This is a genomic window from Pseudacidovorax sp., assembly GCF_017991995.1.
Lineage (GTDB): Bacteria > Pseudomonadota > Gammaproteobacteria > Burkholderiales > Burkholderiaceae_C > Xenophilus.
The window spans coordinates 131019-155224 of sequence record NZ_JAGOPN010000018.1 but is presented as its reverse complement, the minus strand read 5'-3'; the positions used below and the strand labels follow the sequence as shown (position 1 = coordinate 155224).

Below are 24206 nucleotides of genomic sequence, written 5' to 3'. Positions count from 1 at the left end.
AGTTGGTACCACTCCTTCCCATCCCGAACAGGACAGTGAAACGACTCAGCGCCGATGATAGTGCGGACTCCCGTGTGAAAGTAGGTCATCGTCAGGCTCTTACAGCCCTCAAAAAGCCCCTCAGCAATCGCTGCGGGGCTTTTTGTTTTGGGCAGCCGTAACAGCCGTCATTGCAATCGTGCGAGCGCTAATTCGGCCGCCGTCCTCGACCCACTCTTCATGTTGGTGAGCCGCGCCGCTCTTGAGCAGGCTGCCCAGGGCGCGCTCCATGAGCGCCGACAGCGGCTCGTCGGCGAAGTGCATCATCCCCAGCGCTGTTGCATAGGGCATGGTGGATGCCCACTCCAGCAAGGCCGTGCGCTCGACACGGCGCTGCTCCAGCAGCTTGAACTTCAGCAGGACCTTCAGTGCATGCCAGGCATGGGATCGAGGATCGTCACGCTGCTGCGCCAGGCGACGCCGGGCACGCACCAGCGCTTCCTCAACATCCAGGAATGCCGCGCCGTGACCTGGAATCACGATCCGAGGCGCCAGGGCCTCGATCCGGTCCAGTGTGGCGGCCACGTCGGCGAAGCCGTCCTCGCCCTCCAACTCCGGAAAGACGACCCCGTAGCCGTGCTGCCACAGGGCATCCGCCGAGATCAGGATGCGGTGCTCCGGCTCGAAGAGCAGAAATTCGTGGGGGTCGTGCCCGGCACCGGCGACCACCGACCAGGCGAGGTCCCCCATCTCCATCACGTCACCCGGGCTCAGCGCATCGTGAGCAACAAAGCGGGGGCATTGCTGACCGGTGGCTCGGTAGGTCAACGCCTCTTCCCGCCAGTACCGCACATTGTCCAGTTGTGATCGCGCAATGCCGATCCGTACGCTGGGATAGGCCTCCTGCAGCTGCGCATTGCCGCCGCAATGGTCGCTGTGCAGATGGGTGTTGACGATGCGGTCGAGCGTCCGACCTGCGAGCGCGTCCTGCACCAGCGCAAGGGTCTGGTCCGCGTGGGTGCAGTAGCCCGTATCGACCAGCACCGTCTCTCGCCCGCCGGTCAGGAGGATGTTGTTGGACGACAGCCAGCCGCGCTCGAAGACGGTGATCTGGACCGGCAACTCAATCGCCATGCGAGTCGCCTTCAATGATGCGCGGCGGTGCTGCGAATGTCCTGCCTCAGTTCGCGCCGTAGGATCTTGCCCACGTTGGTCTTGGGCAAGGCGTCGCGAAACTCGATGTACTTGGGCCGCTTGTAGCCGGTGAGTTCGGCGTGGCAGTAGCGCATGAGGGCCTCCTCGTCTAGCTGGGCGTCCTTGCGCACGACGAACACCTTGATCGCCTCGCCCTGCTTGTCGTCCGCCACGCCGACTGCTGCGCACTCGAGCACGCCAGGGCACAGGGAAATCACGTTCTCCAGCTCGTTCGGAAAGACATTGAAGCCGCTGACGAGAATCATGTCCTTCTTGCGGTCGATGATCCGCGTCTGCCCATCCGGCAGCATGACGGCGATGTCGCCCGTGCGCATGAAACCGTCTGGCGTGAAGGCGGCCGCGGTCTCCTCGGGCTGGCCGTAATAGCCGACCATCACGTTGGGGCCCTTGATGCACAACTCCCCGGACGCACCCTCCGGCAGGGTGCGTCCCTCGTCGTCCTTGATCGCGATCTCGATGCTCGGCAACGGCACGCCGATGGTGCCGGAGAAAGTGGTGTTGGTGACCGGATTGTTGGTGCCGATGGCGCAGGTCTCGCTCATGCCCCAGCCTTCGATCATCGCGCAGCCCGTGGCTTCGAACCACGCACGCGCTGTGCCCTCCGACGCCGCCATGCCTCCGGCCTGGGAGATCACGAGCTGCGAGCAGTCCACGCTCTTGAACGCCGGATGGGCCAGCAAGGCATTGAACAGCGTGTTCACCGCCGGCAGCACATGGAAGGGCCGCTTTCTGAGCACCTCGACAAACTTGCCGATGTCCCGCGGATTGGGCACGAGCGTCATGTGCGATCCCTGCCGGATGGCCAGCAGGCACAGCGTCAGCGCAAAGATGTGATACAGCGGCAGCGCCGCGATGCCGTTGATGCGCGCCGGATCCCCCACCTTGGTCATGGCCGGGGCGAACCAGGCCTCGGCCTGCAGCGTCGCGGCAATGATGTTGCGGTGCGTGAGGATGGCCCCCTTGGATCGCCCCGTCGTGCCGCCGGTGTACTGCAGAAAGGCGATGGAATCGAGCGTGCACCCGTCAGCGGCAAGGGTGCGGTCACGGCCGCTGGCCATCGCGTCTGACCAGGTGGTGACGCTGTGGCCGCTGTCGATGGGCAGCTTGAAGGGCGGCACCATCTTGGCGAGATGGCGTACGGCCGTGGTGATCCAGACGCCGTACAGGCCGCCCAGCTGATCGCCCATGGCGGTCAGCAGCACATGCCGGACCGGCGTGCGCAGCAGCACAGGTTCCAGCGTCGCTGCGAAGTTCTCCAGCAGGATGATGGCGCTCGCGCCCGAGTCGCTCAGCTGGTGCTCCAGCTCGCGCGGCGTGTAGAGCGGGTTGACGTTGACACAGGTGTAGCCCGCCCGGAGCACGGCCACCATGGCGATGGCGAACTGCGGGATGTTCGGCAGCATCAGGGCCACGCGCGCGCCCGGCTCAAGCCCCAGCGACTGCAGCCAGCAGCCCAGCGTGCGCGACAGGCGGTCCAGTTCGCCGTAGCTCATCCAGCGTTCCATGCAGACCGAGAACGGGCGCTCGGCATGCGTCTTGAACGATGCCTCGAACAACGCGTTCAGTGATTGGTACTGCTCCGGATCGATCTCGAAGGGGACGCCGGGCGGATAGCTGGGAAGGTGGGAGGGATGCATGCGGTCTCCGGGTTCTGCTTGCCGCATTGTGGGATGGCCTCCTGGCCCGAGGTCCCCGGGCTTGCCCGGGGCGCATGCGATCATGCGCCGATGATCGCGAGATGGCAGCGGTGGTTCGTCGCCGCGTGGTGCCTCACGGCGCTGGCATGGACCGGCTTTGCGGCAGCCCGTTCCCTGTCCTGGCTCATCGGCGGCTGGGCGGTGCTGCTGGGCGGGCACGGCGTGGTGCTGGCCGCCGAATTCCTCGCCTCGAATGTCGTCAATCGACGCGGCCAAGGGCCCCATGCGACGCTCGCCCAGCTCCTGCGCGCCTGGTGGGCCGAATGCCTGTTGTCGCCGCGAATCTGGGCGTGGCGCCAGCCGTTCCGCGCGAACCGCATTCCGGACCATGTCCCGCCGCCGGACGGCCGGCGAGGCGTCGTCCTCGTTCATGGCTTTTCGTGCAATCGGGGCTTCTGGCTCCCCTGGCTGAGCCGCCTCGTGGCGCAAGGCCGATGCGTCGTCGCCGTCGATCTGGAGCCGCCGCTGGGCGGCCTGGACGGTTTCATCGACACGCTCGACGCCGCAGTGCGACGTGTGCATGCCGCCACCGGCCAGGCGCCGATGCTCGTGGCGCACAGCATGGGCGGGCTGGTTGCCCGCGCCTGGTGGTGCCGTACCGGCGGACGCGTGCCGATCCACCGGATCGTCACGCTGGGCACGCCGCATGCAGGAACCTGGACGGCGCGCGTCGGCCGCGCCGCCAGCAGCCATGAGATGCGCATCGGCAGCGCCTGGCTGCGAGCGCTGGATGTCGCTCAGCGCGCCTGCCCGCCCGCGCGCTTCACCTGCTGGTACTCCAACTGCGACAACATGGTGTTCCCCATGCACACCGCCACCTTGTCCGGCGCCGACAACCGGCCGGCCCACGGCCTGGCCCATGTGGAGCTGGCCTTCGACACGGTCGTCATGGCCGAGACACTGGCGTTGCTGGACGAAGACTGAGGCGGCATCGAACACACTCGGCAGGCGTCGCGATGGGCCCGTCCCACGCAGGGTGCCCGGGCGCCGTCGTTCGCCATCGCGGCCGATCGCGGCAAGAATTGCCCCATGCACGCACTCGACAAGCAGGACCGGCTCATCCTGCAACTGCTCCAGGCCGACGGCCGGGCCACCTACGAACAGATCGCCGAGCAGGTCAGCCTCTCGCCCAGTGCGGTGCTGCGGCGTGTGCGGCGGCTGGAGGAAAGTGGCGTGGTCGACCGCTATGTCGCATTGGTCCGGCCCGAAGCCGTCGGCCTGGGCCTGACCGCCTACCTCAATGTGCGTCTCGAAAAACACACCGAAAGCCACAAGCGCAACCCGATGGACCTGTTCCGCGCCAGCATCCAGGCCTGGCCCGAGGTCGTCGAATGCAGCGCGCTCACGGGAGAGATGGACTACCTGCTGCGTGTCGTCGTGGCCGACATGGCGCACTACAGCCGCTTCATCATGGACACCCTGCTCAAACACCCCAGCGTGCAGGATTGCAAGACCAGCTTCGTGCTCGACAGGGTCAAGGCGACGACCGCCGTGCCGGTCTGAGTGCTCAAAGGTTGCTGCGCCGCAACATTTCAGCGAATGCCCCGTGCCCGTGACCGGTCGGTGACAGCGCCTCATCGGTAGTTATAGGGAAAACCCTTATGATCGACCCCATGTTCCCCAAGGCCCTTGTCCAGACCGTGCGTGCCGGCGTGCAACTGCTGCGCCCCGGCGTGGTCGCCGCCGATCCCGCGCCGACGGGCACTGCGCGTCCGTTGCGTCCCCGTGCCGCCGCGGGGCTGGTTCCCATCCGTTCTGTCGGACCGCGCGAGCGTCACCGCATCCTGGCCCATCTGCTGGCGCTCTCCCAGCGCGACCGCTACCTGCGCTTCGGCTATGCCGCATCCGACGAGCAGGTTCAACGCTACGTGGACGGGCTGGACTTCCAGCGCGACGAGATCTTCGGCATCTACAACCGCCGGCTCGAGATCATCGCCATGGCGCACTTGGCCTTCGCGCCCACCGGGCAGGACGGCAGCTGCGCCGAGTTCGGCGTCTCGGTGTCCGAGCACGCGCGGGGCCGTGGCTACGGGGGCCGGCTCTTCGAGCGCGCCGTCATGGTGGCCCGCAACGAGGGCGTGAGCATGCTGTTCATCCATGCCCTGAGCGAGAACACCGCCATGCTCAAGATCGCCCGCCATGCCGGCGCGACCGTGGTGCGCAGCGGCTCCGAATCCGAAGCCCACCTCGAACTGCCCGCCGCCGATTTCGACAGCCGGATGTCCGGCATCGCGCTGGACCAGTTCGGGGAAGTCGACTTCCAGCTGAAGGCGCGGGCCCACCAGTTCTGGTCCTTCCTGGCCGGCCTGCAGGAAGTGCGCTCGGGCGTGCGCGAGGCGCGCCAGCGCTCGGCCCCCTGAGCAGGCAAGGGTTGCGCAAGCGCGCAGATGGCGGCTGACATCATGCCGCCAAGGCATTCCGGTATCCTAGGCCTCCCTCAACTCCCGCCCTCACGCAGTGGCCGACCCCCACCCTGAACGCGCCTCCCATCCCCGGGACGACAAGCGCGGCCTCCTCCAGAAGATCGCCGAATTCATCCACCCCGGACCGGATTCGCGCGACGAACTGATCGAAACCCTCGCCGACGCCGAAGACAACGACATCATCGGACCCGACTCGCGGGTGATGCTCGAAGGCGTGCTGCGCATGGCCGACATGACGGCCGGCGACGTGATGGTGGCCGCTCCGCGCATGGACCTCATCGACATCGATGCGGCCTACGAGGACATCCTCTACCTCGTCATCGACACCGCGCACTCGCGCTTCCCGGTCTACGAGGGCGAGAAGGAAAACATCATCGGCATCCTGCTGGCGAAGGACCTGCTCAAGCTGCAGCGCTCGCCGGAGCTGAACATCCGCGCCCTGCTGCGGCCCGCCACCTTCGTGCCCGAGAGCAAGGGCCTGAACGACCTGCTGCGCGAGTTCCGCGGCAACCGCAATCACCTTGCCGTGGTGATCGACGAATTCGGCCGGGTGGCCGGCCTGATCACCATCGAGGACGTGCTGGAGCAGATCGTCGGCGAGATCGAGGACGAGTTCGACGTCGCCGAGGACGAAGGCGACATCTTCGGCCTGGCCGACCACACCTACCGCGTGAGCGGCGACACGCCCATCGAGCGTGTGGCCGAAGCCTTCGGCATCCAGTTCAGCGAAGAGCAGCAGTCCGAGGACTTCGAGACCATCGGTGGCCTCATCGCGCACGAGATGGGCCATGTGCCCAAGCGCGGCGAACGCCACGAGGTGGGCGGCTTCGACTTTGTCGTGATGCACACCCGCGGCGGCGCGGTGCGCTGGTTCAAGGTCTCGCCCGCCCGGGCCGAAGACACCGCCGCCTGATGCGCGCGCGCCGCCTTCCGGCCTACGCACTGGCCGGCCTGGCCCAGGCGGCGTCCATGGCCTGGCCCTGGGGTGGCGAGCCGCTGTGGTGGCTGCAACTGCTGTCCCTGGCCGCGCTGACCGCTTTGCTCGACGGCGAGCAACGCCAGGCGCCCGGCTGGCGCAGGCCGGCCCTGGGCGCCTGGGTCTTCGCCACCACCTGGCTGTGTGGCACCTTCTGGTGGCTCTTCATTTCGATGAACACCTACGGCGGGCTGCCGGCCCCGTTGGCGGCGCTGGCCGTGCTGTTCCTGGGCGGCGGGCTCGCCATCTACTACGGCGTGGCCGGCGGACTGTGGGGCTGGCTGGCGCCGCGGCTCTCTGCAGGTAGCCGGGTGCTGCTCTTCGCTGCCGTCTGGACGCTGGCCGAGCTGGTCCGCGGAAGCCTGTTCACCGGCTTCCCCTGGGGCGCTGGCGGCTATGCCCATGTGGACGGCCCGCTGGCTGGCTATGCGCCATGGCTGGGCGTCTATGGCCTCGGCGCCGCAGCGGCCGCCTCGGCGGCCTGTGTGGGCCTGTGGAAGAGGCAGCGTCGCACAGGGATGCTGCCGCTGGCCGCTGCAGTCCTGCTCGCGTTGCCGTCGGGTCTGGGCTTCATGCACAGCGACGGCGGGCCCGGGGCCAGCACCGGTCGCCTGTCGGTCGCACTGCTCCAGGGCAACATTCCGCAGGACGAGAAGTTCGTCCCAGGCAGCGGCAGCGGCATCGACACCGCGCTGCGGTGGTATGGCGAGCAACTGCAAAAGAACCGTGCTGCCCTGGTGGTCACGCCCGAGACGGCGCTGCCCCTGCTGCCGCGCCAATTGCCCGAAGGCTACCTGTCCGCCATCGCCGCGCGCTATTCGCAGGGCGGGCAGGCCGCCATCGTCGGCGTACCGATGGAGGATGGTCCGGGCCGCTATGCCAATTCGCTGCTGGGCTTCGGCCCCGGGCTCGCCGAGCGGCCGTACCGCTACGACAAGCACCACCTGGTGCCCTTCGGCGAGTTCATCCCCTTCGGCTTCCGCTGGTTCACCGACATGATGAACATTCCGCTGGCCGATTTCGGCCGCGGCGGGTTGCCCCAGCGCAGCTTCGACTGGCAGGGCCAGCGCATCGCGCCGAACATCTGCTACGAGGATTTGTTCGGCGACGAGATCGGCGCCGGCTTCCGCGATGCGGCCACCGCGCCCACCATGCTGCTCAACGTGAGCAACATCGCCTGGTTCGGCGACACGGTGGCCATCGATCAGCACCGTGCCATCTCACGCATGCGGGCGCTGGAGTTCGAGCGGCCCATGCTGCGCGCGACCAACACGGGCGCGACCGTGGTGATCGACCACCGCGGCCGTGTGACGCACGAACTGCCCCGCCTCACGCGCGGCGTGCTGGAGGCCGAGGTGGAAGGCCGCACCGGCATCACGCCCTTCGCCTGGTGGGTGTCGCGCTTCGGCCTGGCGCCACTGTGGCTGCTGTCGCTGGCAGTGCTGGCGTTCTCGGTCTGGCGCGTGCGAAAGCGCCGTTGACGCCGCGGCGCCGGAAGACCCGGCGCCTCAGCCCGCGACGGGATGGTGCCGGAGCTTCCCGGGATTGAGCAGGCCTAGCGGATCGAAGCGCCGCTTCACCGCCACCACCTCCTCCGGCAGGTCGCCGCCCGCCTTGCCGTCCTCGACGATGAAGGTGTGCGGGTTGTTGATGCGCACGCCGAATTCGCGGTGCTCGCGGATGATCTCGGCCAGGCGTGCCTCGGTCGTGAAGCGCACCAGCTGTAGCGCGCTGCAGCTCATCTGGCCGTCCATCGTGCGCAGGAACTCGGCGTGCATGAACACCTCGCTGGCATAGCGCTTCGTCAGCTCGGTGATCTGCTGCACATGCTGGCCGGGGGTGAAGCTGGTCTGCAGGTAAGTGAGGGTCTTGTCCACCTTCAGCGCATGCAGCGTGGTGTGGTTCCAGGTGAACTCCATCAGCGTCTTGTGGCTGCGCGCCACCTCGTCGGCGGTGCGGCGGTAGCTGACGGTGCCACCTCGGGCCGCCACCATTTCCTTCATCGCTTCGTCGCCCGGCTCGGCCACCAGCGAGAGCACGGCATGGCAGCCCTTGGGCAGGTGCTCGGCCAGCTGCGAGAGGTAGTCCGGCACGGGGCTGGCGAAGAAGGCGACTTCGCGCTTGGCCAGGCCGGGCGCACGCGCCAGCTCGTCGGCGAAGGCGATGGCCTGGTCGAAGTCGGTGAAGGTAACCAGCGTCTCCAGCCAGGGCTGGCAGGGCGCGAGGCCGACCTCGATCTCCAGCACCAGGCCGTTGGTGCCCCACAGGTGGTGCATGCGCATCGCCTCGGCGCCGCGCAGCTCGACGATCTGCGGCTCCGACTCGATGGTCATGGCCTTGATCCCCAGCACATTGCCGGGCGCGGCCAGCGGGCCGTGGTTGATCGAGCCCACGCCGCCGAAGCCGCCGCCGAAGAGGCCGCCGAGCGTGGCGCTGCGGAAGGTGGAGGGCACGCAGCGCAGCTCCCAGCCCGTGGGGCGCGTGGCCTTCTCCAGCTCGTTCAGCCGGATGCCGGCCTGGGCGCGTGCCACGCCGGGGCGCGTCCAGAGCACGCCGTTGTAGCCCGTCATGTCCAGCACCACGCCACCGGCCAGCGGCGTGGTCTGTCCGTAGTTGCCGGTGCCGCTGCCGCGGATGGTAAGCGGCAGCTTGAGACGCGCGCAGGCGGCCACCAGGCGGCGGATCTCGTCCTCGGTGCGGGGCCGCACCACGCTGTCGGCCACCTTGCCTTCGAGCTGGCGCTTCAGCACTGGGCTGAACCAGGAGAAGTCCTGCGACAGCCGCTCGATGCGGTTCGGGTCGGTGATCCAGTCGAGGTCGGGCAGTTCCAGGTGCAGCTGTTCGATGTCACGCAGGCGGGCGTTCATGGTCAAGATTTCCTCGGAATCAGGTTCAGTCGTGCGACAGCTCGCTGGCGTGCCAGCCGCCCAGCGCCACGCGCGTGAGCCAGGCCATGGCGGCAAAGAGAGCGACGCCGGTCAGGGAGATGAGCAGCAGGGCAGCGAACATGCGCGGAATGTTCAGCTGATAGCCCGCCATCAGGATCTGGTAGGCCAGGCCGGTGGCGTTGCCGCCGGTGCCGGCGACGAACTCCGCCACCACGGCGCCGATCAGCGCCAGGCCGCTGGAGATGCGCAGGCCGCCGAAGAAGTAGGGCAACGCGCTCGGGATGCGCAGGCGCACCAGCGTCTGCAGCCGCGTCGCGCGGTTCATGCGGAAATAGGCCTGCAGGTCGGGGTCGATGCTGCGCAGGCCCAGCGTGGTGTTGGAGATGATCGGGAACAGCGCCACCAGCGCCGCGCAGATCACCAGCGAGGCCGTGGGCTCCTTCACCCAGATGATGATCAGCGGCGCCACCGCCACGATCGGCGTGACCTGCAGCAGCACCGCGTAGGGAAACAGCGCCGTCTCGATCAGCCGGCTCTGCACGAAGAGGAAGGAGATCAGCACGCCCACCACCGTGGCCACCACGAAGGACAGCACGGTGATCTTGAGCGTGACCAGCAGTGCGCCGCCCAGCACGGCCCAGTCGGTGAAGAGCGTCTGCAGCATCAGCACCGGCGAGGGCACGAGGTAGGGCGGCAGTTCCATCCCGACCACCAGCGCCTGCCAACCGCCGAGCAGCACCAGGCCGACGATCAGCGGCAGCAGGATGCGCTGCACGCGCGGCTGGCGCAGCAGCGGCACGCGGGCCTCGCGCGCGGGCGGGCGTTGGGGCGCGGGTGCGAAGGCCGCGGGTGCCGGCGCGGCAACGGCGTGCGCGGCGGACGGGGCGTCGGAAGGCGCCGGCGCGGCGGCGTTCCAGGTGATGCTCATGGGGTCGATCTCCGTGGCGGCCTAGGCCGCCGGTCTGCTGTGGCGAAAGCGACGGGCGCATGGGCCCGCCGCGGTCAGGCCGCGTGTTCCTCGTCGCTGTACTGGCTGGCCGCCAGCAGGCTGCGCTGCAGGTGCTTGGCGTAGTGCTGGAACTGCGAAGACACCATGAACTCCGCGCTGCGCGGATAGGGCTCGTCGATGCGCACTTCTTCCACGATGCGGCCCGGGCGCGCGGCCATCATCACCACGCGGCTGGACAGGAACACCGCCTCGTGGATGGAGTGGGTGACGAACACCACTGTCAGCTTCTTCTTGCGCCAGAGTTCGAGCAGGTCGGCATCGAGCTTGTGGCGGGTGATCTCGTCCAGCGCGCCGAAGGGCTCGTCCATCAGCAGCAGGTTGGGCTGCACCACCAGCCCGCGGGCGATGGAGACGCGCATCTGCATGCCGCCCGACAACGCCCGCGGCAGGGCGTTGGCGAACTTGGCCAAGCCCACCAGTTCGAGCGCCTCGGCTACGCGCGCATCGGCCTCGGCGCGCGGCACCTTGGCCAGGTCCAGCGGCAGCCGAACGTTGGCCTGCACCGTCGCCCAGGGCATCAGCGTGGGCGACTGGAAGACGAAGGACATCTTCTGTGTGCTCTCGTGCAGCTGCTGCACCGGCTTGCGCCACAGCAGCAGCCGGCCGTCGCTGGGCTCCAGCAGGCCCGCGACCATCTTCAGCAGCGTGCTCTTGCCGCAGCCCGAAGGGCCGAGCAGCGTGACGAACTCGCCCTCCTGGATCGTGAGGTCCACCGGCTGCAGCGCGACCGTGCCGTTGGGGTAGGTCTTCTGCGCCGACAGCACCTCGATCGCCGGCACGCCCGCGGCGGGCGCGTGGACGAGGTCCGTCACGGCAGCACCTTGGCGTTGCGGGCCAGGTCCAGCTTGTAGGCCTTGCTCACGTCCACCTTGGCCGGGTCGATGAATTTCTGGCCGACCAGGAAGTCGTAGTTGGCCTTGATGCGGGCCTCGGTCATGGTGCCGATGCCGTTCTTCACGGCATCGCCGGAGCCGACGATGCCCATTTCCTTCATCTTGGCCACGCTGTAGGCGAGCTGGTCGTCGGTCATGTTCGGGTTGTCCTTCTTGATGAGGGCATTGCCCGGGGCCGGGTCGGCCAGGTAGCTCTTCCAGCCCTCGGCACTGGCCTTGACGAAGTCGGCCACGGCCTTGGCGCGGTCGGTCACCGTCTTCTCCATGCAGGAGATGGTGGTGGCGTAGGAGGGGTAGCCCAGGTCGGCCAGCAGGAAGGTGTTGGCCTTGGCGCCAGCCTTCTGGATCGCGTAGGGCTCGGAGGTGAGGTAGCCCTGCTGCACCATGTTCTTGTCGGCCAGGAAGGGCTGGATGTTGAAGGTGTAGGGCTTGGTCTGCGAATCGGTCAGGCCGTACTTGGCCTTGACCCAGGCCCAGTAGCCCTGCTGCGCGCTGGCCGCGATGAGCACCGTCTTGGTCTTCATCTCCTCCATGGACTTCACGTCCTCGTGGGCGATGAGCACCTGCGGGTCCTTCTGGAACAGCGCGGCCACCGTGACCACCGGCAGGCCGTTGTCGCGGGCCCGCATCATCTGCAGGTCGCTGGAGCCCATGATGCAGTCGGCCTGGCCGGCGCCCATGATCTGCAGGATGTTGACCTGCGGACCGCCCATCTTGATGGTCACGTCCAGGCCGTACTTCTTGTAGATGCCCGTGGCCACCGCCTGGTAGAAGCCGCCGTGTTCGGCCTGCGCGTACCAGTTGGTCATGTAGGTGAACTTTTCCTCGGCCCGGGCGCCGGTGGCGGCGAGTCCCAGGACGGCGGCGCCCAGGGCCAGGGCGGATTGCGAAGCGAGGCGGGTGAAGCGGTGGTTCAAGGCAGGGCTCCTGGAAAGGTCGGACAAATCAGTGCGGGGACGGGGGACGAAAAAGGGGCGTGGGCCGGTGCGTTGCCCAAGCAAGAGCCGCACCGTTTGAAAAGTCATTTCGGTTTTCGACGACACAGGCGCCACCCTCCTGATCGAAAGGCCGCGGAGCAGGCCGCGCCAGGGCACCCGCGGAACGGGCTTGGCCCGGCCGCCGGGTGCGCCCCTTGAGGGGGATGGGACTTCCATACGCAGTGAGGAAGTCCAAACGGGGTGGGTTCATTTCAGCGGGCGCTTTCGATGTGACCGGTGAAATGGCCGCGCTCCCAGGTGGCTTCTTCGCGCACCAGCCAGCGCAGCTGGTAGAGCTCGGTCAGTGCCTGCACCCAGCTGTCGGCCAGCGTGTCCAGGATCTCCTGGCCCTGCTCGCGCGTGGCGCTGGTGGGGTCGCCGATGACGCCGCTGGGACCGAAGTCGCGCGCCGTCCAGGCGCAGGCCGGGCGGCCGTCGGGCGACAGCAGCTTGATGGGGAAGGGCGGTGGAAAGTTGGCCGCGGCGCGCTCCATGTGCACCGTCTCGGGCGCCAGGGCCAGCATGAGCGCGGTCTCGGAATGGCCGGCATGCATGGCGAGCCTCTTCTCCTGCTCGCTGACCTGCCGGCTCGCGGCGCTGGGCAGCCGGCTCACGCCGTGCGGCACGACCACGTAGTCGCCATGGCGCAGACGTAGCTCGCGCGCGGCCATCTCCAGCACCTGCGGCTGGCCGCCATGGCCGTTGGCCAGCAGCAGCTTGCGGAAGCCCGCGCGGTAGACCGACTCGCCGATCTCGGTGACGGTGGCCAGCAGCGTGGTGCCGGTGAGCGTGACGGTGCCGGGAAAGTGCAGGTGCTCTTCCGACTTGCCGTAGGTGATGGGCGGCAGCGCGAAGGCACGCACCGAGGCGGGCAGCCGGCGCAGCGCCTCGCCCATCACGCCGGAGGCGATCACGCTGTCCACCGAGCAGGGCAGATGAGGGCCATGCTGCTCGATGGCGCCGCAGGGCAGCACGATCACGGTGTTCTCGCGGTCGGGCAACTGGTCGATCTCGGTCCAGCTCAGGTAGGGCAGGAAGCGGTGCGGAGGGATATAGCCGTGCAGCATGGCAAGGAGTCCTGGTTCGTGAGGAGCGTGTTCAGGCGGTGGCCGCGGCCGTGGGTGCGATCCAGGCCGCTGGCGGTGCGCCGTGGGCCACGCCCGTGCGCAGCAGCACGCGCGCGCCGGTGCGCGAGGGCCAGGCGGTGGCGTCAGCCTGCGTAAAGATCAGCAGGTCGGCCGGCCCATCCACCATCCGCGGCGCGCCTGGCATGCCGCGCGCCAGGAAGTCCGCGCGGCACAGCGTGTCGGACCAGCGGTCGAAGGGCGCATCGAGCTGGCCGGCCAGCACCGCCGCGGCCATGCCTTCGAGCGGGTCGTAGCTGCCGACGGGGCAGAACGGGTCCTGCACGTTGTCGCTGGCGAAGAGCAGCGGAATGCCGCGGGCGCGCGCCTCCTTCACCAGCGTCAGGCCGCGCTGTCGCGGCGTGCGGCCGGTGCTGGCGTCCTGCAGCAGCAGGTTGGTGATGGGCAGGCTGACCAGCGTGATGGGCGCGCGTGCCACCTCATCCAGGATGGCGAGGGCGCGGGATTCGGGCATGGCGGCCAGCGCGCAGACATGGCCGCAGACGATGCGGCCGGCAAAGCCCAGTTCGCGGGCGATGCGCGCCGTGCCCAGCAGACCTTCGGCCGTCGGGTGCAGCTCCTCGTCCACATGCAGGTCGACGTCCAGATCCTGCGCCTGGGCCGCCTGCAGCAGGTGGCGCATGGCCTGTGCGTTCCAGTTGGTGGAGTGCACGAAGCCGCCCATCAGCGCATGCGCGCCGCTGGCCTTGACCTGCGCCGCCACGGTGCGCGCGGCGGCGGGGTCGGCAAAGCTGTCGAGCTTTGTCAGGCTCACCAACTGCAGGGTGAGGCGGTCGGCCCAGTCGTGCGCCAGCCGGTCGAGCACTGGCCAGGCGCAGGGCAGCGGGCCGATCTCGGGCCAGTTGACGTGGGTGCGCAGCAGCGTCGTGCCGGCCTCCCAGGCCCACTGCAGGCCCTGGCTGGCGCGGGTGCGGATGTCCTCAGGGGTCCAGCGGGCCATGTCGGCCACCGAGGCCTCGATGGCACCCAGCAGGCCGGGTTGCACCTCGGGGATGCGGGCCAGGGTGAAGGTCTTGTCCAGGTGCACGTGGGCATCGACCAGGCCAGGCAGCACCAGCGCGCCGTGCAGTTGCCAGGCGCCGGGCTCGATGGGACTGCCATCTTCGGGCACCACGGCCTGCACCCGGCCGTGCGCCAGCTCGATGCGCGCGAGCGCCGGCGCGGTGCCGGCGCGCGGCCAGGCGTCGCCCAGCAGCCAGGCCGGCAGGCGGGCATGGCGCAGGACGGCGGGGGTGGAATGCGTGGTCATGGCCAGACCTTCGGCGCACGGCGCACGGGGCCGGAGGGGCGGGTGGCGAGACAGGCAGGCATGGCGTCGGCCGGTTCGGGGTCAGCGGAAGGCCGCCATGGCGGCGCCCACGCGGGCCTTGAAGCGGCCGAGCTGTGCCTCGGTCGCCACGTTCATGTGGTAGTGCGCGTGGTAGTCCACCCGCGCCTGCGCGGCCGTGAGCCGCTTCATGTAGCGCGTGATGATCTTGCGCGGCGGGTCGCCCATGTACCAGGCCATCCAGCGCGGCCGCCCGTAGGTGACCACGGCGCTGATGCGCTTGATGTTGCGCAGCATGGGCCGGACGTTGGCCGGGTCGCTGATGTCGAAGGCCACGCCCGGCATCAGCAGCCGGTCGAACCAGCCTTTGAGCATGGCGGGCAGGCCGAAGCACCAGGTCGGGAAGCAGAACACGATGGCTTCGGCCCGCTCCAGCCGATCCACATAGGACTGCAGCGGCGCGCGGTTGGCGGGCACGTCGTGGTAGCCCAGGCGCTCCTCGCGCGACATCACCGGGTTGAAGCCTTCCGCATACAGGTCGCAGTCGTCCACCTCGTGGCCCGCGGCGCGCAGGTTGCGCAGCACCTCCTGGTGCATGGCCGAAGCGAAGCTGGTTTCGACTGGATGGCAGTAGACGACGAGCACGCGCATGGTGTTTGACCGATGAGTCAGAGCAATCGGTCAAATTAAGCACGTGGCGTGCCAGGGCGGACGCACCGGGGCGGTGCGAGCAGGCCGGAGGCAGGAGAAAGAGGGGGCGCGAGACGGGCCGCCGTCAGGCGTCGGCCGGTACCGCCATGCCGCAGCCGGCGAGTACGAAGCCGATCAGCTCGCGCGCGATGGGCTCGCGGTCGATGTGCGCGTCCTCGGGCAGGCCGCCCATCGAGCGCACCTGCAGCGCGTAGTCGGCGTGGTACTGCGTCATGGCCCAGATGTGCTGCAGCAGCAGCCGGCCATCGAGCGGGCGCATCAGGCCGCGGGCGATCCAGCCATCGATGATGTCGATCTTCTTCTGCGTCCACTGGCGCGACATGGGCCAGAAGCGCTCCAGGTTGCGGCCGCCGTCCAGCACCTCGCGCGTGAAGATGCGCGACATCTCCGGCTTGTCGAAGGCATGGTCCAGCTTCTGCCGCACGTAGGCCGCCAGCACCCGGGCCGGGTCGTTGGCATGCTCGTCGAAGGAGAAGACCACCTTCCACTCGTGCAGCACCTGCATCAGCAGCTCGGAGTAGAGCTCTTCCTTGCCGGCGATGTAGTAGTGCAATTGCGGCTTGGTCAGGCCCGCGCGCTGGGCGATGGCCTGGGTCGAGGTGCCCTTGAGGCCGTGGAGGCTGAACTCGGTGATGGCCGCCGCGCGGATGGCCGCCAGGATGCGCTCGCGCCCGGGGCGTGCGCGCGACAGAGGCCCGTCGGGCGCGGGCATCTCCTGCGGGGGCGAGGTGCCGTCGGCAGGCATATCGGGATCGGAGAGATGGGGAGGCAAGGCGCAGCGCGAGGGCGGTCGAGAGTCGCGCGATGGTACTGCGGGGCATGGCCGGATGCCGCTTCGGCATCGAACGCGGCGGGCCTCGGCACAAATCCTGATTAGCGTTGCGGGCGGCCGCATCGGTGGTCCTGCAGGAAGGTCGAGAGCCTCCTTGAGGACCGTGCAGGCCGTGTGACCACATATCGATAACGGAGTTTCCGCATGTACCTTTCCTACCGTCTTCGTGCCCTGGCTGCCGGCACCGCGCTCATGGCCGGCGCTGCCCTTGCCCAGGCCCAGCAGGCCCTGCCCAATGTGGTGATCCTGGCCACCGGCGGCACCATCGCCGGCGCGGGCGCCTCGGCGGCCAACAGCGCCACCTATGCCGCCGCCAAGGTGCCAGTGGACAAGCTGATCGCCGGCCTGCCCGAGCTGTCCAAGGTGGCCACCGTGCGTGGCGAGCAGGTGTTCCAGATCGCGTCGGAAAGCTTCACCAACGACAACCTGCTGACCCTGGCCAAGCGCGTCTCGGCCCTGGCCAAGCAGGCCGACGTGGACGGCATCGTCGTCACCCACGGCACCGACACGCTGGAAGAGACCGCGTACTTCCTCAACCTGACGGTGCACACGGCCAAGCCCATCGTGGTGGTCGGTTCCATGCGCCCCGGCACGGCGCTGTCGGCCGACGGCGCGCTAAACCTGTACGACGCCGTCAACGTGGCCGCCAGCAAGGACGCATCCGGCAAGGGCGTGCTGGTGACGATGAACGACGAGATCCAGTCGGGCCGCGACGTGGCCAAGGCCATCAACATCAAGACCGAGGCCTTCAAGAGTCAGTGGGGCCCGCTGGGCATGATCGTCGAGGGCAAGAGCTACTGGTTCCGCGCGCCGGTGAAGAAGCACACCATGCAATCGGAGTTCGACATCGACCAGATCACCGCCTTGCCTGCGGTGGACATCGCCTACGGCTACGGCAACGTGCCCGCCGACCAGTACGAGGCCATCGGCAAGGGCAAGGCCGCGCTCGTCCATGCCGGCACCGGCAACGGCTCGGTGGCCGACCGCGCCGTGCCCGCGCTGCAGAAGCTGCGCAGCGAAGGCGTGCAGATCATCCGCAGCTCGCGCGTGAATACCGGCGGCTTCGTGCTGCGCAATGCCGAGCAGCCCGACGACAAGTACGACTGGGTGGTGGCGCACGACCTGAACCCGCAGAAGGCCCGCATCCTGGCGATGGTGGCGCTGACCAAGACGCGCGACACGAAGGAGCTGCAGCGGATCTTCTGGGAGTATTGACACCCACCCCGTGTGCGGGCCTCCCTGCGTGTGGCCCGCACTCCCCTCAAGGGGCCGAGCCCGTACACAAAAGGTCTGGTGGACCTTTTGCGACTGGCGAGGGGCTGCGCCACTGGCGCAGCGCGGTCTGCAAGACGCTCCGGCGGCCCGGCGGAGCCGTTTCCGCGCGGCCTGCTGGCTTGGCTGCTCCGCGGCCTTTCGATCAGTGGCGGCGTGTGCCGGGCCGGCGCTGGGCTGCTCTGGGGTCAGTTCTCTCTGACGGGGCAGGGGCGAATGCAAGTCCTGTGTCTCAAGCCGGCTGGGCATGCAGCCGCAGGCCGAGGGCCTTGGCCACCTTGAGCACGGTGGCGAAGCTGGGGTTGCCGTCCGCGCTCAGCGCGCGGTACAGGCTCTCGCGGCTGAGGCCCGCCTCCCTGGCGACGTGGCTCATGCCCTTGGCACGCGCGATGTCACCCAAAGCGCGTGCGATACCGGCGCTATCGTCGGGCGCTTCGTCCAGCCACGCGTCGAGGTAGGCCGCCATCTCCTCAGGCGTACGCAGGTGCTCCGCCACGTCATAGGCGGAAGTTCTGGTCCTCGATGTCTTGCCAGCGTGTGCATTGGTCATGCGCTTACCCTTCGTAGTCCTTCGCCAGTTGGAGCGCGGTGGCGATGTCCCGGCTCTGGGAGGCCGGCGCCGCCTGCAAGAAGCAGCAGAAGACGGTCGCCGCGCTGGCAGTAGTAGACGCGGTAGCCAGGGCCGACGTCGATCTTCAGTTCAGATACGCCACCCGTCAGATGGCGATGCGTGCCCGGATTGCCATGAATGAGCCGGTCTACGCGCATCAGGATTCGCGCACGACCGACCACATCCTTCAGGTCACCGATCCACTCCCTGTACTCGTCTGTCTGCTCGACGCGCATGCCGGATTGTAGCCTGTGAGCGACAGAATCCAAGGTGGTCCGCTGGGCTGCAGAGCCGCTGTGGGCGCGCCATCATCGTTGGGCTCAGGCGGTGCGCACGTATAGCCGCGCGCGCCGCCGGTGACGCGCCGATTCGGCACTGACGATGCTGATCGCCAGCCAGGCCGCGCCCGAGCACAGGCCTGCGACCACGTCCGTCAGGAAGTGCGCCTGCAGGAACACGCGGCTGGCCGGAATCGCCACGGCCATCGCCGCAGCCAGTGCCAGCATCGGCAGGCGCAGGCCCTTGGGTCCGATGCGCAGGCACAGGTAGGCCAGCATGCCCCACAGCACGATCGCGGCCGAGCTGTGGCCGCTGGGAAAGCTGAAGCCTGGCGCATTCACCAGCAGCGTGTCGTGCACCGGCCGCACGCGCTCGAAGATCTGCTTGAGGGAATAGTTGAGGACCGCATTCCCCGCGTTCGCCAGCAGCCAGCCCCAGGCGAAGCCCGGGTGGCCGCGCAGCCGCAGGAACAGGGCGAAGAGCAGCACGAAGGTGGCGACCGGCAGCGGGTCGCCGATGTGCGTGAAGACGGAGAAGGCCTGCCTCGCCCAGTCGGGCGTGTGAGTGCCCACGGCCATGCTCAGGGCGTCGTCCATGCGGCCCATGGGGCGGCCCTCGCCCAGGTGTCGGGCGAAGAGGGTGAACAGGCTGGCCAGGCCGACGATCAACAGGAAGCCGATCACGAGCCCGGGCACGATGCGCCCCAGCTGTGGCGGCGCATCGGGTTCTGGCCGGGTGCGGCGGCGCCAGGCCAGGCCCAGGCTGCCTGCGAGCAGTGCCAGCAGCATGGCCGCGAGCACGATGAAGGGAAAGGCCGTCCAGGCCAGGCTGCCCATGCGCGCACCGAGCGCGCTCCAGTCGTCAGGGGTCATCGATCCTTGGGGTCGGGTGCAGGTCCAGCCCCGGTGGTGTCAACCGCGGGCCGGGAGTTCCAGGGTGTCGGTCAGTGCCAGCGCGAAGGCCTCGAGGCGGGCGTCGAAGTCCCAGCGCTCCAGTGTGCAGCAGCGCCGTCCGTCATCGTCCGCCCCGGGCCAGCGCAGCAGGTTGACCGAGTTCGGGGCGCCGGATCGTACCCGCGAGGACACGGCCGTCCCCGCCTGCACGGCCCAGGCGCCGCCGGCCTGGGGCAGCGGCACGGCAAAGGGCAGGTGGATGTGGCCGCCCAGCACCAGGTCCACGCCGGCCTCTGCCCAGCGGGCCAGTGCGGCTTCGCGGCCGTGCAGCAGGTTCTCGTGGTCCTCCGGCCGGGTGACGGCCACCGGCTGGTGCACCATCACCACGCGCAACTGCGCCGGTCCGGCGTCTGCCAGCCGGCGGGCGATGCGCTCGATCTGCGCAGGGCTGATCTCGCCATCGCTGTGGCGCCAGCGGCGTGTGGTCTTGGCGCCCAGCACCAGGCAGTGCGGCAGGTCCAGCGTGGGCTCCAGGTCGTCCCCCAGCGCCGCCTGGTAGCGGCGGTAGGGCGCAAGCAGCCGCGTGCCGAGGTCGAAGAGCGGAATGTCGTGGTTGCCGGGGACGACGAGCACGCGTGGCGCATCCAGGCGCTGCAGGAATGCGCGCGCCGCTGCGAACTGCGCCCGCGTGGCGCGCTGGGTGATGTCGCCGGTCACGAGCACCGCGTCGGCTGCCTGCGCGCGTACCCAGCGCACCAGGGCCTCGACGACAGAGGGCTGCTCAGTGCCGAAGTGCGGGTCCGACAGGTGCAGCAGCACGCAGTCACGCTCGACGGGCAGGTTCCCGGGTGGCAAGGCGTGAGGCATGGGCGCGGGCCGATCCCTCATGCGCGCTCGGCCTTCGCATCCAGGCGCTTGACCAGCCACAGCGGCCGCGGCGAGACGCGGAAGCGAAGCGGCATGTCCATCCACTGCACCTCGCCGTCGGTGGCCACGCGCACGCGTCGGCGCGCGGGGGAGGCGCCGGTTGCCGCTTGCACCTCGATCTCGCGGAAGGTGAAGCTGCGCACCTTGGAGGCGCTGCCCAGCCGGCCCATGGCCGCCCGCAGCACCAGCCCGATCATGGCGAGCCGGCCCAGCGGCTCCAGCGCGATGGCGGCCAGGGCACCGCCTTCTTCCACGGCCTGGCCTTCCTCCACGCCCACCTGCTCGAACTGCAGCGCGTTGTTGCCGACGAAGAGCGTGGGCGTGCGCAGCACCTGCGTGCCGCCGCCCGCGCTCACGTGGAGCGTCCAGGTGCGAAAGCCCTTGAGCAGCGTGGCCAGCGCGGCGCCGAAGGCCACCCAGCGTCGGCGACCGAAGCGGGCCTTGAAGTCCTCGCGCTCTTCCAGCATGCGGGCATACAGGCCCAGGCTGGCATTGACAAGGAAGGCGCGGTCGTTCACCTCGCCGGCCTGCACGGGCTGCGGCGTGCCGGTCAGCAGGGACTGCAGCGACTCCTCGATGGGCGCCGGGATGCCGTGCACCCGGCTGAAGTAGTTGAAGGTGCCCTGCGGCAGCACGCCGAAGGCGCAGCCGGCGCGCAGGGCCGCATGCGCCACTGCATTGATGGTGCCGTCGCCGCCGGCCGCCACGGCGATGCCGCCCTGGGCCAGGGCCGATTCGACCGCCTCCCGCGCCAGGTCGGGCAGGCGATGCCCCCGGCCGACGACGCGCAGCGAGAGCGCCCTACCGGCGGCGCGGCAGGCGGCCTCGATGGCCTGGCGCGCCTCGTCGGCGCTGCCTCGGCCCGATCCACGGTTGAGCACCACGAAGAGCGGTGCGGCAGGGGCAAGGGCAGGGGCTGCGGGCATGGGGGCAGGCGGTGTGTCGGGCGAAGCCGACATGCTGCTGATGGCAAGCCGACTTCGCCAGGCCCGCGCGCCGCCAGCCCGTGTAGTCGTCCGCCGGCCTCGCATGCCCGCCGCGGCGCCGCACGGCGGGCACGCCCATAAAATGCGCGGTTCCCTGCGCCGGCGCTGCGACTGCCTCCGGCCTGCCTTCTTCCCGCACCATGCTGACCTTCCAACAGATCATCCTCAAGCTCCAGGCCTACTGGGACGCCCAGGGCTGCGCCCTGCTGCAACCCTACGACATGGAAGTGGGCGCCGGCACCAGCCACACCGCCACCTTCCTGCGCGCCCTGGGCCCCGAGCCGTGGAAGGCCGCCTACGTGCAGCCCAGCCGCCGCCCCAAGGACGGCCGCTACGGCGAGAACCCCAACCGCCTGCAGCACTACTACCAGTTCCAGGTGGTGCTCAAGCCGGCGCCCTCCAACATCCTCGAGCTCTACCTGGGCAGCCTGGAGGCCCTGGGCTTCGACCTCAAGAAGAACGACGTGCGCTTCGTCGAGGACGACTGGGAGAACCCCACGCTCGGCGCCTGGGGCCTGGGCTGGGAGGTCTGGCTCAACGGCATGGAGGTGACGCAGTTCACCTACTTCCAGCAGGTGGGCGGCATCGACTGCCGGCCGATCACCGGCGAGATCACCTACGGCCTGGAGCGCCTGGCCATGTACATCCAGGGCAAGGAAAGCATCTTCGACCTGGAGTACGCCCCGGGCGTCACCTACGGCGACATCTACCACCAGAACGAGGTGGAACAGTCCACCTACAACTTCGAGCAGTCCGACGCCGACTTCCTGTTCACCGCCTTCGGTGCGCACGAGAAGCAGGCCAGGCACCTCATGCAGGAGCAGCTGGCGCTGCCGGCCTACGAGCAGGTGCTCAAGGCGGCCCACACCTTCAACCTGCTGGATGCGCGCGGCGCCATCAGCGTGACCGAACGCGCCGCCTACATCGGCCGCATCCGCAACCTGGCCCGGTCGGTGGCGCAGAGCTACTACGACAGCCGCGAGCGCCTGGGCTTCCCGCTGGCGCCGCGCGAATGGGTCGCGCAGATCCCCAAGAAGAACAACGAGTCCACCGCCGCCGGCGAGAAAGCTGCCGCCTGAGCCATGAACGCCACGTCCTCGCATCCCAGCCTGCTCGTCGAACTCTTCGTCGAGGAACTGCCGCCCAAGGCGCTCAAGAAGCTCGGCGACGCCTTCGCCGGCGTGCTGCGCGATCAGCTCGTTGCGCAAGGTCTGGCCGGCGGCGCCTCGGTGCTCACGGCCTATGCCTCGCCGCGCCGCCTGGCCGCGCACCTCACGAATGTGGCGCCGCGCGCCGCCGACAAGGCCGTGTCGCAGAAGCTGATGCCGGTGAGCGTCGGCCTGGACGCCGCCGGCCAACCCATGCCCGCGCTGGCCAAGAAGCTGGCCGCGCTGGGCCTGGATGCCTCCGCCGCTGCCGGCCTGCGCCGCGCGCCGGATGGCAAGGCCGAGGCCCTGTTCCATGACAGCACCGTGGCTGGCGCCACCCTGGCCGAGGGCCTGCAGAAGGCCCTGGCCGAGGCCATCGCCAAGCTGCCCATCCCCAAGGTCATGAGCTACCAGCTGGAAGCCCGCTGCGAGCTGCCCGGCTGGAGCAGCGTGAGCTTCGTGCGCCCGGCGCACGGCCTGGTGGCGCTGCATGGCACCGAGGTGGTGCCCGTCTCCGCCCTGGGCCTGGAAGCCGGCCGCGACACGCACGGCCACCGCTTCGAGGCCGCGGTCGACCCGGTCGTGCTGCGCGATGCCGACCACTACGCGCTGCAGCTGGAGGAAGAGGGCGCCGTCATCGCCGGCTTCGAGGCCCGCCGCGCCGAGATCGCCCGCCAGCTGGCCGCTGCCGCGGTGGCTGTGGGCAACGGCTGCGAGCCGATCCGCGACGACGCGCTGCTGGACGAGGTCACGGCCCTGGTCGAGCGGCCCAAGGTGCTCACCTGCAGCTTCGAACAGGAGTTCCTGGGCGTGCCGCAGGAATGCCTCATCCTGACGATGAAGGCCAACCAGAAGTACTTCCCGCTGCTGGACGCGCAGGGCCGGCTCACGCACCGCTTCCTGGTGGTGAGCAACATCCGTCCCGACGATGCCAGCGCCGTCACCGGCGGCAACGAGCGCGTGGTGCGCCCGCGCCTGGCCGACGCCAAGTTCTTCTTCGACCAGGACCGCAAGAAGAGCCTCGAATCGCGCCTGCCGCTGCTGGACAAGGTGGTCTATCACAACAAGCTTGGCACCCAGGGCGAGCGCGTGCAGCGCGTCGTGGCCATCGCCAAGGCCATCGCCGCCCAGTTGGGCGACGGCGCGCTGGCGGCCCAGGCCGAGCAGGCCGCCCGGCTGGCCAAGACCGACCTGGTCACCGACATGGTCGGCGAGTTCCCCGAGCTGCAGGGCATCATGGGGCGCTACTACGCGCTCAACGACGGCCTGCCCGCGGCCGTGGCCGACGCCATCGAGGATCACTACAAGCCCCGCTTCGCCGGCGACGAGCTGCCGCGCGGCACGGTCGGCCTGGCGGTGGCGCTGGCCGACAAGCTGGAGACGCTGGCCGGCATGTTCGGCATCGGCAACCTGCCGACCGGCGACCGCGACCCCTTCGCGCTGCGCCGCCATGCGCTGGGCGTGGTGCGCATGCTGATCGAGCGCGACCTTCCGCTGGAACTGCCCGCGCTGATCGACATCGCACTCGGCGCCATGGGTGCGCTGGCCACCGAGCCCAATGCCCGCGCCCAGCTGCTGGACTTCATCCAGGACCGCCTGGCTGGCAGCCTGCGCGAGCAGGGCGCCAGCGCCCAGGAAGTCGACGCCGTGCTGGGCCAACGCCCGCCGCGCCTGGCCGAGGTGCCGCGCCTGCTCGCCGCCGTGCGCGCCTTCGCCCGTCTGCCCGAGGCGCCGGCCCTGGCGGCCGCCAACAAGCGCATCGGCAACATCCTCAAGAAGTCGCCCGAGGCCGACGCCCACGTCACCGAAGGCCTGCTGCGCGAGCCGGCCGAGCAGGCGCTCTACCAGGCCATGCAGCAGGTGGTGCCGCAGGCCGACGCGCAGTTCGCCGCCGGTGATTACACCGCCTCGCTGCAGACCCTGGCCGCGCTGCGCGCGCCGGTCGATGCCTTCTTCGACGGCGTGATGGTCAATGCCGACGAGGCCGACCTGCGCCTGAACCGCCTGGGCCTGCTGGCCGCGCTGCACCGGGCGATGAACCGCGTGGCGCTGCTGGAGCGCCTGGCGGCCTGAGCACCC

General features: G+C 69.3%; 23 protein-coding genes and 1 rRNA gene. 9 read left to right on the top strand and 15 right to left on the bottom strand.

All coding sequences use genetic code 11. The features are described 5' to 3' along the window. Nucleotides 1-97 (top strand): 5S ribosomal RNA (gene rrf / locus KBC94_RS22330); the annotation flags it as partial. A gap of 23 nt (nt 98-120) precedes the next feature. On the opposite strand, the gene KBC94_RS22325 is transcribed toward rrf, so the two are convergent. Then, entirely contained in the window at nt 121-1113 is a 993-nt protein-coding gene (locus tag KBC94_RS22325; RefSeq protein WP_294375337.1) for an MBL fold metallo-hydrolase, read from the bottom strand. 11 nt (nt 1114-1124) lie between these two features. After that, entirely contained in the window at nt 1125-2831 is a 1707-nt protein-coding gene (locus KBC94_RS22320; protein ID WP_294375335.1) for an AMP-binding protein, read from the bottom strand. A 33-nt stretch (nt 2832-2864) separates the two neighbouring features. Between KBC94_RS22320 and KBC94_RS22315 the strand changes: the two genes are divergently transcribed. The 5 genes from KBC94_RS22315 (at nt 2865) to lnt (ending at nt 7771) form a co-directional block, all read left to right on the top strand. After that, nucleotides 2865-3815 carry an alpha/beta fold hydrolase gene (locus KBC94_RS22315; protein WP_294375332.1) on the top strand — a complete coding sequence of 317 codons (951 nt, stop codon included), beginning with the start codon at nt 2865-2867 and terminating at the stop codon, nt 3813-3815. Between the two features lie 105 nt (nt 3816-3920). Then, nucleotides 3921-4394 carry an Lrp/AsnC family transcriptional regulator gene (locus KBC94_RS22310; protein WP_017758360.1) on the top strand — a complete coding sequence of 158 codons (474 nt, stop codon included), beginning with the start codon at nt 3921-3923 and terminating at the stop codon, nt 4392-4394. A 110-nt stretch (nt 4395-4504) separates the two neighbouring features. Then, nucleotides 4505-5251, top strand: a complete 747-nt coding sequence (locus tag KBC94_RS22305) for a GNAT family N-acetyltransferase (RefSeq protein ID WP_294375330.1) — start codon at nt 4505-4507, stop codon at nt 5249-5251. Between the two features lie 97 nt (nt 5252-5348). Then, on the top strand, nt 5349-6227 hold the full coding sequence (locus tag KBC94_RS22300; RefSeq protein WP_017758362.1) for a transporter associated domain-containing protein: 879 nt from the start codon (nt 5349-5351) through the stop codon (nt 6225-6227). Continuing rightward, the gene (lnt, locus tag KBC94_RS22295) at nt 6227-7771 is read left to right on the top strand and encodes an apolipoprotein N-acyltransferase (protein ID WP_294375326.1); all 1545 of its coding nucleotides are present in this window, start codon (nt 6227-6229) and stop codon (nt 7769-7771) included. Before KBC94_RS22300 ends, lnt begins: the two co-directional genes overlap by 1 nt. A gap of 27 nt (nt 7772-7798) precedes the next feature. On the opposite strand, the gene KBC94_RS22290 is transcribed toward lnt, so the two are convergent. The 8 genes from KBC94_RS22290 to KBC94_RS22255 all read right to left on the bottom strand — a co-directional run bounded on the left by KBC94_RS22290 (nt 7799) and on the right by KBC94_RS22255 (nt 15925). After that, entirely contained in the window at nt 7799-9157 is a 1359-nt protein-coding gene (locus KBC94_RS22290; protein WP_294375324.1) for an FAD-binding oxidoreductase, read from the bottom strand. A gap of 25 nt (nt 9158-9182) precedes the next feature. Beyond that, nucleotides 9183-10106 (bottom strand): ABC transporter permease, encoded by a 924-nt coding sequence (locus KBC94_RS22285; protein ID WP_294375322.1) that lies wholly within the window; start codon nt 10104-10106, stop codon nt 9183-9185. A 74-nt stretch (nt 10107-10180) separates the two neighbouring features. Continuing rightward, nucleotides 10181-10999, bottom strand: coding sequence for an ABC transporter ATP-binding protein (locus tag KBC94_RS22280; protein WP_294375320.1), 819 nt, complete (start codon nt 10997-10999; stop codon nt 10181-10183). Next, on the bottom strand, nt 10996-11958 hold the full coding sequence (locus tag KBC94_RS22275; RefSeq protein ID WP_294375346.1) for an ABC transporter substrate-binding protein: 963 nt from the start codon (nt 11956-11958) through the stop codon (nt 10996-10998). Before KBC94_RS22275 ends, KBC94_RS22280 begins: the two co-directional genes overlap by 4 nt. A gap of 311 nt (nt 11959-12269) precedes the next feature. Next, on the bottom strand, nt 12270-13124 hold the full coding sequence (locus tag KBC94_RS22270; RefSeq protein WP_294375319.1) for a creatininase family protein: 855 nt from the start codon (nt 13122-13124) through the stop codon (nt 12270-12272). Between the two features lie 31 nt (nt 13125-13155). Next, nucleotides 13156-14451: an amidohydrolase family protein gene (locus tag KBC94_RS22265; RefSeq protein WP_294375316.1), complete on the bottom strand. Its 1296-nt coding sequence runs from the start codon at nt 14449-14451 to the stop codon at nt 13156-13158. Between the two features lie 81 nt (nt 14452-14532). Continuing rightward, a complete protein-coding gene (locus KBC94_RS22260; RefSeq protein ID WP_294375313.1) occupies nt 14533-15120 on the bottom strand; it encodes an NAD(P)H-dependent oxidoreductase in 588 nt (195 codons plus the stop codon). Nucleotides 15121-15244: 124 nt separating this feature from the next. Further along, the gene (locus tag KBC94_RS22255) at nt 15245-15925 is read right to left on the bottom strand and encodes a TetR/AcrR family transcriptional regulator (RefSeq protein WP_294375310.1); all 681 of its coding nucleotides are present in this window, start codon (nt 15923-15925) and stop codon (nt 15245-15247) included. Nucleotides 15926-16156: 231 nt separating this feature from the next. Here KBC94_RS22255 and KBC94_RS22250 point away from each other — a divergent pair, with 231 nt between their 5' ends. After that, complete coding sequence (locus KBC94_RS22250; protein WP_294375308.1) at nt 16157-17227, top strand: type II asparaginase; 1071 nt, start codon at nt 16157-16159, stop codon at nt 17225-17227. Nucleotides 17228-17516: 289 nt separating this feature from the next. On the opposite strand, the gene KBC94_RS22245 is transcribed toward KBC94_RS22250, so the two are convergent. The 5 genes from KBC94_RS22245 to KBC94_RS22225 form a co-directional block, all read right to left on the bottom strand. Next, entirely contained in the window at nt 17517-17834 is a 318-nt protein-coding gene (locus KBC94_RS22245; RefSeq protein ID WP_294375305.1) for an addiction module antidote protein, read from the bottom strand. Next, nucleotides 17831-18130, bottom strand: a complete 300-nt coding sequence (locus KBC94_RS22240) for a type II toxin-antitoxin system RelE/ParE family toxin (protein WP_294375303.1) — start codon at nt 18128-18130, stop codon at nt 17831-17833. The genes KBC94_RS22245 and KBC94_RS22240 overlap by 4 nt, the downstream gene beginning before the upstream one ends. Before the next feature lie 84 nt (nt 18131-18214). Continuing rightward, a complete protein-coding gene (locus KBC94_RS22235; protein WP_294375300.1) occupies nt 18215-19045 on the bottom strand; it encodes a phosphatase PAP2 family protein in 831 nt (276 codons plus the stop codon). 39 nt (nt 19046-19084) lie between these two features. Then, nucleotides 19085-19933 carry a metallophosphoesterase gene (locus KBC94_RS22230; protein ID WP_294375297.1) on the bottom strand — a complete coding sequence of 283 codons (849 nt, stop codon included), beginning with the start codon at nt 19931-19933 and terminating at the stop codon, nt 19085-19087. Nucleotides 19934-19950: 17 nt separating this feature from the next. Continuing rightward, nucleotides 19951-20919, bottom strand: a complete 969-nt coding sequence (locus KBC94_RS22225; protein ID WP_294375289.1) for a diacylglycerol kinase family protein — start codon at nt 20917-20919, stop codon at nt 19951-19953. A 200-nt stretch (nt 20920-21119) separates the two neighbouring features. Here KBC94_RS22225 and glyQ point away from each other — a divergent pair, with 200 nt between their 5' ends. After that, nucleotides 21120-22058 carry a glycine--tRNA ligase subunit alpha gene (gene glyQ, locus KBC94_RS22220; RefSeq protein WP_294375287.1) on the top strand — a complete coding sequence of 313 codons (939 nt, stop codon included), beginning with the start codon at nt 21120-21122 and terminating at the stop codon, nt 22056-22058. 3 nt (nt 22059-22061) lie between these two features. Beyond that, on the top strand, nt 22062-24200 hold the full coding sequence (glyS, locus tag KBC94_RS22215; RefSeq protein WP_294375285.1) for a glycine--tRNA ligase subunit beta: 2139 nt from the start codon (nt 22062-22064) through the stop codon (nt 24198-24200). The last annotated feature ends 6 nt before the right edge of the window (nt 24201-24206 follow it).